The following is a 7,834-nucleotide window of genomic DNA, read 5'->3' on the forward strand; positions in this document are numbered from 1 at the left end:
CCTGATCGTCCTGGGCCGTTCGCTGGTGACGCGGGGGCAGCCGGGGGGGGCACGGGCAGGTTGTACTACCGCTGAGGAGCCGGTCGCCGTGCCGGGCCGCGGCCCGGCACGGCTCCGTCCCCCTCCGCGCCCACCGGGGCTCAGTCGCGCCCCCGGGCTGCGGCCCGGCGCCGGGTGACGACGAGCGCGCCACCCCCCGCGACGACGAGCAGAACGGCGGCCCCCGCGACGTACGGGGTGGTGGAACCGCCCCCGGTCTCGGCGAGGTTGTGCCCCCGCGCCCCGGCCGTCCGCGGCTCGGCGGACGGGGCGCTCGCGGCGTCTGCGGCACTCGCGGCCGGTGACGGCGTCCGGGCGGCGCCCCGGGGCGTCTCGCAGCCGGCCCGGGCGAGGGTGATCTCGCCCCGGACCTCGGCGACGTTCAGCTTCAGGGGGTTCACGGAGACCTTGAGGGCGAGCGCGGTGGCCGCGGCCGTCCGGGAGGTGGTGGCGGTCTTCGACAGGTCGAGGACGACCTCGCCGACGCCGGGCACCGCCACCTTCGTCGGGCCGTTCGGCGTCAGGGTGACTCTCCTGCCGAGCACGGAGACGCTGCCGAGCAGGTGGGACGTGGCGGCCGGTGTCCGGCCCGCTTCGCACACTGCGGTGGAGGTGACCTGCTGGACCTCGACGAGGGAGCGCAGGGGCAGCCCGGGGACGTGCACCCGGGCGTGGACGAGCCGGGCGTGCCCCTCGGCCTTTCGGGGTCCGGTGGCGGCGCGGGCGGTGGCGGCGTCCGCGCGCAGGAGGTGCACCGGGGCGCCGCGGTCGACGCCGTCGAGGGTGACGGTGAGCGCGGTCTTCGCGGCCTCGCCCGCTCCGGAACGGGCGGGCGCCGCCACCTCGTTGAGGGAGGTGGTGAGCGGTACGCGGACGGTCTCATCGAGCAGTGAGACGTCGAGACCGGCGCGCAGGACGACCGCGTCGGCCTTGCCGTCGGTGCCGGAGCCGCTTCCGGTGGCGTGCGCGGGCCCGGCGCCCAGGGGCGTGGCCGCGGCGACCGCGGCGGCTGCCGCCAGGGCGGCGAGACGGCGTGCGGGCATGCCGGAGGAAGGGCTGGTGGTGCTGGACACGTGTGTGGAACCCCCACAAGAGGTTGGTGCCGCCGGCGCGGCCAATGGGGGACACCGCTCGCGCCGGCGACGGGACCCCGCCATATTTGACCTCAAGAGGGTGAACGGGCAGCGCCCTGACCTCAGTTCACTCCAATGGGCAGGTTTCGCAGTCGCATTCGATTCGGCTGACGCGGGAGTTGATCCTCGTCACCTCCGTCACCCCTGTCCGGCCGAGCCGGGTGATCGCTAAGGTGCCCTATGGCAACCGAGCGGATATCCCCCGAGCCTCCCGCGGCCCCCGCACCGCCCGCGGCCGACCGGAGCGCGCGCGTGGCCGTCACCGTCTTCCCGCTGCTCGTTCTCGCGGCGGGCGCCGTGGGACTGGCCGCCCCCGCGCACTTCACCGGCTGGGCGTCCTCGGTGCCGTACCTGCTGGGTGTGGTGATGTTCTCGATGGGGCTCACGCTGACGCCCCGGGACTTCCACGCGGTCGCCGAACGACCCTGGGCGGTCGCGCTCGGCCTGGTCGCGCACTACGTCATCATGCCGGGGCTCGGCTGGCTGATCGCCACCGCGCTCGGCCTCTCCCCGCAGCTGGCGGCCGGTGTGATCCTCGTCGGCTGCGCGCCCAGCGGCACCGCCTCCAACGTGGTCACCTACCTCGCGCGCGGCGACGTGGCGCTGTCGGTGTCGGTCGCGACGGTCTCCACCCTCGTCGCCCCCCTGGTGACCCCGCCGCTCGCCCTGCTGCTGGCCGGGCAGTACCTGGACGTGGACGCGGGCGCGATGTTCACCGACATCCTCAAGACGGTGCTGGTCCCCGTCGTGGGCGGGGCGATCGTGCGGACGGTCGCGGGCCGGTACGTCGACCGGGTGCTGCGGGCCCTGCCGTGGCTGTCGGCGCTGACGATCGCGGTGCTCGTCCTCATCGTGGTGTCGGGCAGCGCCGCCCGCATCAAGGACGCGGCGGCCCTGGTCTTCCTCGCCGTCGTCCTCCACAACGGGCTGGGCCTGGCGCTGGGTTACGCCTCGGGCCGGGCGGCCCGGCTGGACCGGCCGGCGAGCAGGGCGATGGCGTTCGAGGTCGGCATGCAGAACTCCGGCCTCGCGGCGTCCCTGGCCACGGCCCACTTCAGCCCGGCGGCGGCGCTGCCGGCGGCGATCTTCTCCGTCTGGCACAACGTCTCGGGCGCGGCGGTGGCCGCCTGGATGAGCAGACGGGGGCGCTGAGCGGAGCCCGCTCCGGGCGGGGTTCGCCCCGGGCGGGGTTCGCCCCGGGCGGGGTTCGCTCCGGGCGGGGTTCACCCGGCCCGCGCCGGCCGGGTGCGCCTCTCCGGTGACGCGGCTGCCGCACCAGGGGCCGCCCGGCACATCAACTTCGGCCCTACGGCCCGCGCCGTCGAACCGCCGGGCCCGGCACACCGCGCTCCCGTGGAAGACCGCGGCCCACTGCCGGCGGGACCCCTGACACCTGAGCCGACCCTCCGCCGCCGTAACGGACCCGGCTCACCGCGCCGTCGGACCGATGTGAGCCGAGGCACCTGCCCGGACGGGCCGGGCCGCCGCCGTGACGGACCCGCGCACCACGCCCCGCAGCACCACCCGGCGGGGCGTGCCGCGCGGCGGTGGCCGCCTGGATGAGCAGACGGGGGCGCTGAGCGGAGCCCGCCCCGGGCGGGGTTCGCCCGGCCCGCGCCGGCCGGGTGCGCCTCTGCGGCGGCATGGCAGCCCCGGGGCCGCCCCGGCACATCACCTCCGGCGCCGGGGCCGCACCGCCGGAGCGGCCCACCGCCGTGACGGACCCGGCACACCGCGCTCTTGCGGGAGACCGCAGCCCGCTGCGGGCAGACCACGACACCCGGGCCAGGCACCCACCACCATGACGAACCCGGCCCCCGCGGCAAGCGGTAGGCGGTCGGCGGTCACCGCACCACGCGCCCCCGCAGCACCACCCGGCGGGGCGTGCCGAGGATGCGTACGTCCTGCCGCGGATCGGCGTCGTAGACGACCAGGTCCGCGGGGGCGCCCTCCTCCAGGCCGGGGCGGCCGAGCCACTCGCGGGCGCCCCAGGACGCCGCCGCGAGGGCGGCCGTCGCCGGGATGCCCGCCGTGACCAGCTCGGCGACCTCCTGGCCCACCAGGCCGTGGGCGAGCGAGCCGCCCGCGTCCGTGCCGACGAAGACGGGGATGCCCGCGTCGTAGGCGGCCCGCACGGTCTCGTAGCGGCGGGCGTGCAGGCGGCGCATGTGGTCCGCCCAGCGCGGGAACTTCCCCTGGCCGCCGTCCGCGAGGCGCGGGAACGTCGCGATGTTGACGAGCGTCGGCACGATCGCCACGCCCCGCTCGGCGAACAGCGGGATCGTCTCCTCGGTCAGCCCGGTCGCGTGCTCCACGCAGTCGATGCCCGCCTCCACCAGCGGCGCGAGGGACTCCTCCGCGAAGCAGTGCGCGGTCACCCGGGCGCCCAGCCGGTGCGCCTCCGCGATCGCGGCCTCGACCTCGCCGCGCGGCCAGCAGGACGACAGGTCGCCCGTCTCCCGGTCGATCCAGTCGCCGACGAGCTTGACCCAGCCGTCCCCGCGCCGCGCCTCCCGCGCCACATAGGCCACGAGGTCCTCGGGCTCGATCTCGTGCGCGTAGTTGCGGATGTAACGGCGCGTGCGGGCGATGTGGCGGCCCGCGCGGATGATGCGGGGCAGGTCCTCGCGGTCGTCGACCCACCGGGTGTCCGAGGGGGAGCCGGCGTCGCGCAGCAGCAGGGCGCCCGCGTCCCGGTCGGTCAGGGCCTGTTTCTCGCTGGTCGACGCGTCGACGGGGCCGTGCGCGTCCAGCCCCACGTGGCAGTGCGCGTCCACCAGGCCGGGCAGCGCCCAGCCCTCCACGGTGGTGACGTCCCGCGCGCCCGGGGGCCGCTCGAAGGTGATCCTCCCGTCGACGGCCCACAGCTCGTCGCGCACGGCCTCCGGGTCCGCGCCGACGAGCACCCGCCCCTTGATGTGCAGCACACCACGCTCGCTCATGCACCGCACTGTACGAGGCGGCCGCGCCCGCCCGCCAAGGGCCGGGCGGCACCCGTCGGGAATTCGCCGGAGCATAACCGCCGCCGATATTTGCGCGACGGCCGCCGCATTTCTATTTTCCAGGGCTGCCCGGCATTCTCCTGCCCCCGCATTCCGACCCTAAACACAGAGATTTTATTGCCGTCCCCACACCACCCACGACCTGTGACGGACTCCACATTCCTGCCCGTGAAACCGCGTAAATATCCGACAAACAGCCATCTTTCGCGGCCGCATCGCGCGCGCCCGGGACCCGCGCGATAACACAGCACCCCACCCCCGGGAAAGCCCGCCCCCCCATGCATTTTTCGATTTACCTGGGTAAATTCACTCCCCATGACCGCCGCACAAGCAGACCTTGCACGTGCCCACATCGAATTCCCGCGAATACCGGAGGGACTGGTACTCGACACCCCGGACGTCGAGGACGGAGCCGCGATCTGGCGCATCGCCCGCGACTCGGGGGAACTGGATCTGAACTCCTCGTACAGCTACCTCCTGTGGTGCCGCGACTTCGCCGCCACCTCCGTCGTGGCCCGCACCGCCGGCGGAGAGTTGGCCGGGTTCATCACCGGCTACATCCGCCCGGGACGGCCCCGGACCCTCGTGGTCTGGCAGGTGGCCGTCGACCACGCGCACCGCGGCCGGGGCCTGGCCGCGGCCCTCCTGGACGGGCTGGTCGCGCGGGTCGCCCGGGAGCTGGGCGTCGACGGCATCGAGACCACCGTGACGCCGGACAACACCGCCTCGAACCGGCTGTTCGCCTCCTTCGCCGAGCGGCACGGGGCCCCCGTCGCACGCGAGGTCCTCTTCGACGGCGGCCTCTTCCCCGACACCGGGCACGCGCCCGAGGTGCTCCACCGCATCGGCCCCCTCGCCGGGCCGTCCGGCAGCTGAGCCCCGGGCCCCTTCGCCCGCCCCCACCGAACTTCTCCCCTGGAGCCTCACCATGACCATCACCCCGCCCGCCCTGAGCGTCTTCGAGACCCTGGAGTCGGAGGTGCGCAGCTACTGCCGCAGCTGGCCCGCGGTCTTCGACCGGGCCCAGGGCAGCAGGATGTACGACGAGGACGGCCATACCTACCTCGACTTCTTCGCCGGTGCCGGGGCGCTGAACTACGGGCACAACAACCCCGTGCTCAAACGGGCCCTGCTCGACTACCTCGAACGCGACGGCGTCACCCACGGCCTGGACATGGCGACCACCGCCAAGCGGGCGTTCCTGGAGTCGTTCCAGAACACGATCCTGCGCCCGCGCGACCTGCCCTACAAGGTGATGTTCCCCGGCCCGACGGGCACCAACGCCGTCGAGGCGGCGCTCAAGCTCGCCCGCAAGGCCAAGGGCCGCGAGTCGATCGTCTCCTTCACCAACGCCTTCCACGGCATGTCCCTGGGCTCGCTCGCCGTCACCGGCAACGCCTTCAAGCGGGCCGGCGCGGGCATTCCGCTGGTGCACGGCACCCCGATGCCGTTCGACCATTACTTCGACGGCCAGGTGCCCGACTTCCTGTGGTTCGAGCGGCTGCTGGAGGACCAGGGCTCGGGCCTGAACACCCCCGCCGCCGTCATCGTCGAGACGGTGCAGGGCGAGGGCGGCATCAACGTCGCCCGCCCGGAGTGGCTGCGCGCCCTCGCCGACCTGTGCGAGCGCCGCGACATGCTGCTGATCGTCGACGACATCCAGATGGGCTGCGGGCGCACCGGTGCGTTCTTCTCCTTCGAGGAAGCGGGCATCACCCCGGACATCGTGACCCTCTCGAAGTCCATCGGCGGCTACGGCATGCCGATGTCGCTCACCCTCTTCAAGCCCGAGCTCGACCTCTGGGAGCCGGGCGAGCACAACGGCACGTTCCGCGGCAACAACCCCTCCTTCGTCACCGCCACCGCGGCCCTGAACACCTACTGGGCCGACGGGGACACCGAGAAGCAGACCCTCGCCCGCGGTGAGCAGATCGAGCTGGCGCTGCGCGCGATCTGCGCGGAGCACACCGGGCCCGGCACGGCCGAGTACCGGGGCCGCGGCCTGGTCTGGGGCCTGGAGTTCTCGGACAAGGCCCGGGCCACGGCCGTCGCCCGGCGCGCCTTCGAGCTCGGCCTGCTCATCGAGACCTCGGGCCCCGAGAGCGAGGTCGTCAAGCTCCTCCCGGCGCTGACCATCCCCACGGAGGACCTGGACGAGGGCCTGCGGATCCTCGCCCGCGCGGTCCGCGAGACCGCCTGAGCCCCCCCACCCGCACGAAGTCCCGCACGAAGAAAGGCAGGAATCCCGTGATCATCCGTTCCTTCAAGGACATCGAGGGCACCGACCGGCACGTCAAGGCCAAGTCGGGGACCTGGGAGAGCAAGCGGATCGTGCTCGCCAAGGAGCGGGTCGGTTTCTCGCTGCACGAGACCACGCTGTACGCCGGCACCGAGACGTCCATGTGGTACGCCAACCACATCGAGGCCGTCCTGTGCGTGGAGGGCGAGGCCGAGCTCACCAACGACGAGACCGGTGAGACGCACTGGATCTCGCCCGGCACCATGTACCTGCTGGACGGCCACGAGAAGCACACGATGCGGCCGAAGACCGACTTCCGCTGCGTCTGCGTCTTCAACCCGCCGGTCACCGGGCGGGAGGACCACGACGAGAACGGCGTCTACCCGCTGCTGACGGAGGAGGGCTGACCCATGACGGCCACGGTCACCGACCTGTACCCGACCCGCGGCGCCCGTGAGGTGGCCGTCCCCCGCCAGGACCCGGTGGTGTGGTCCGGCCCCGGCGCGCCGGGGCCCTTCGGGGCGGCGGAGCTGCGGGACTACGACCGCGACGGCTTCGTGCCGGTCGAGCAGCTCATCACGCCGGAGGAGGTGGCGACGTACCGCGCCGAGCTGGACCGGCTGATCGCCGACCCCGCGGTGCGGGCGGACGAGCGCGCGATCGTCGAGCCCGCTTCCCAGGCCGTGCGGTCCGTGTTCGAGGTGCACAGAATCAGTGAGGTCTTCGCCGGCCTGGTGCGCGATCCCCGGGTGGTGGGCCGGGCCCGGCAGCTCCTGGGCTCGGACGTCTACGTCCACCAGTCCCGGATCAACGTCAAGCCGGGCTTCGGTGCCTCCGGTTTCTACTGGCACTCGGACTTCGAGACCTGGCACGCGGAGGACGGGCTGCCGCGCATGCGGACGGTGTCGGTGTCGATCGCGCTGACCGAGAACCACGACACCAACGGCGGCCTGATGATCATGCCGGGTTCGCACCGGACGTTCCTCGGCTGCGCGGGCGAGACGCCGCGGGACAACTACAAGCGGTCGCTGAAGATGCAGGAGGCAGGCACCCCGTCGGACGCGGCCCTGACCGGTTTCGCCGAGGAGCACGGCATCAAGCTGTTCACCGGCCCGGCGGGCTCGGCGACGTGGTTCGACTGCAACTGCATGCACGGGTCGGGGGACAACATCACGCCGTTCCCCCGGAGCAACGTCTTCATCGTGTTCAACAGCGTGGAGAACACGGCGGTGGAGCCGTTCGCCTCGCCGGCGAGGCGGCCGGAGTTCATCGGGGCTCGGGACTTCACTCCGGTGGGCTAGGGCCCGTCGTTGCCGCCTGCGGCGGCGATCGTCGCCGCCTACGGCGCGTCCGCAGTTGCCGCCTCCGGCGGCGAGCGCCCTGCGGGCGCGTCCTCAAGCGCCGGACGGGCTATTCAGCCC

General features: G+C 73.4%; 7 protein-coding genes. 5 read left to right on the top strand and 2 right to left on the bottom strand.

Going from position 1 to position 7,834, the window contains the following annotated elements:
- Positions 1-140: 140 nt before the first annotated feature.
- Positions 141-1,082, bottom strand: a complete 942-nt coding sequence (locus ABZ951_RS32985; protein ID WP_344091173.1) for an SCO1860 family LAETG-anchored protein — start codon at positions 1,080-1,082, stop codon at positions 141-143.
- Positions 1,083-1,352: 270 nt separating this feature from the next.
- Between ABZ951_RS32985 and ABZ951_RS32990 the strand changes: the two genes are divergently transcribed.
- Entirely contained in the window at positions 1,353-2,324 is a 972-nt protein-coding gene (locus ABZ951_RS32990) for a bile acid:sodium symporter family protein (protein WP_344091056.1), read from the top strand.
- Between the two features lie 692 nt (positions 2,325-3,016).
- On the opposite strand, the gene ABZ951_RS32995 is transcribed toward ABZ951_RS32990, so the two are convergent.
- Entirely contained in the window at positions 3,017-4,114 is a 1,098-nt protein-coding gene (locus ABZ951_RS32995; protein ID WP_344091058.1) for an amidohydrolase family protein, read from the bottom strand.
- Between the two features lie 375 nt (positions 4,115-4,489).
- Between ABZ951_RS32995 and ectA the strand changes: the two genes are divergently transcribed.
- Genes ectA through thpD form a run of 4 tightly spaced genes read left to right on the top strand, consistent with a single transcriptional unit; the run spans position 4,490 to position 7,714 of the window.
- Positions 4,490-5,050, top strand: a complete 561-nt coding sequence (gene ectA, locus ABZ951_RS33000) for a diaminobutyrate acetyltransferase (protein WP_344091060.1) — start codon at positions 4,490-4,492, stop codon at positions 5,048-5,050.
- Positions 5,051-5,102: 52 nt separating this feature from the next.
- Positions 5,103-6,374, top strand: a complete 1,272-nt coding sequence (gene ectB, locus ABZ951_RS33005) for a diaminobutyrate--2-oxoglutarate transaminase (RefSeq protein ID WP_344091062.1) — start codon at positions 5,103-5,105, stop codon at positions 6,372-6,374.
- A gap of 47 nt (positions 6,375-6,421) precedes the next feature.
- Positions 6,422-6,820 carry an ectoine synthase gene (locus tag ABZ951_RS33010; protein ID WP_344091064.1) on the top strand — a complete coding sequence of 133 codons (399 nt, stop codon included), beginning with the start codon at positions 6,422-6,424 and terminating at the stop codon, positions 6,818-6,820.
- Positions 6,821-6,823: 3 nt separating this feature from the next.
- Entirely contained in the window at positions 6,824-7,714 is an 891-nt protein-coding gene (gene thpD, locus ABZ951_RS33015) for an ectoine hydroxylase (RefSeq protein ID WP_344091066.1), read from the top strand.
- Positions 7,715-7,834: the final 120 nt, after the last annotated feature.

The organism is Streptomyces sp. NPDC046215, from assembly GCF_040646215.1.
Taxonomy (GTDB): domain Bacteria; phylum Actinomycetota; class Actinomycetes; order Streptomycetales; family Streptomycetaceae; genus Streptomyces; species Streptomyces stramineus.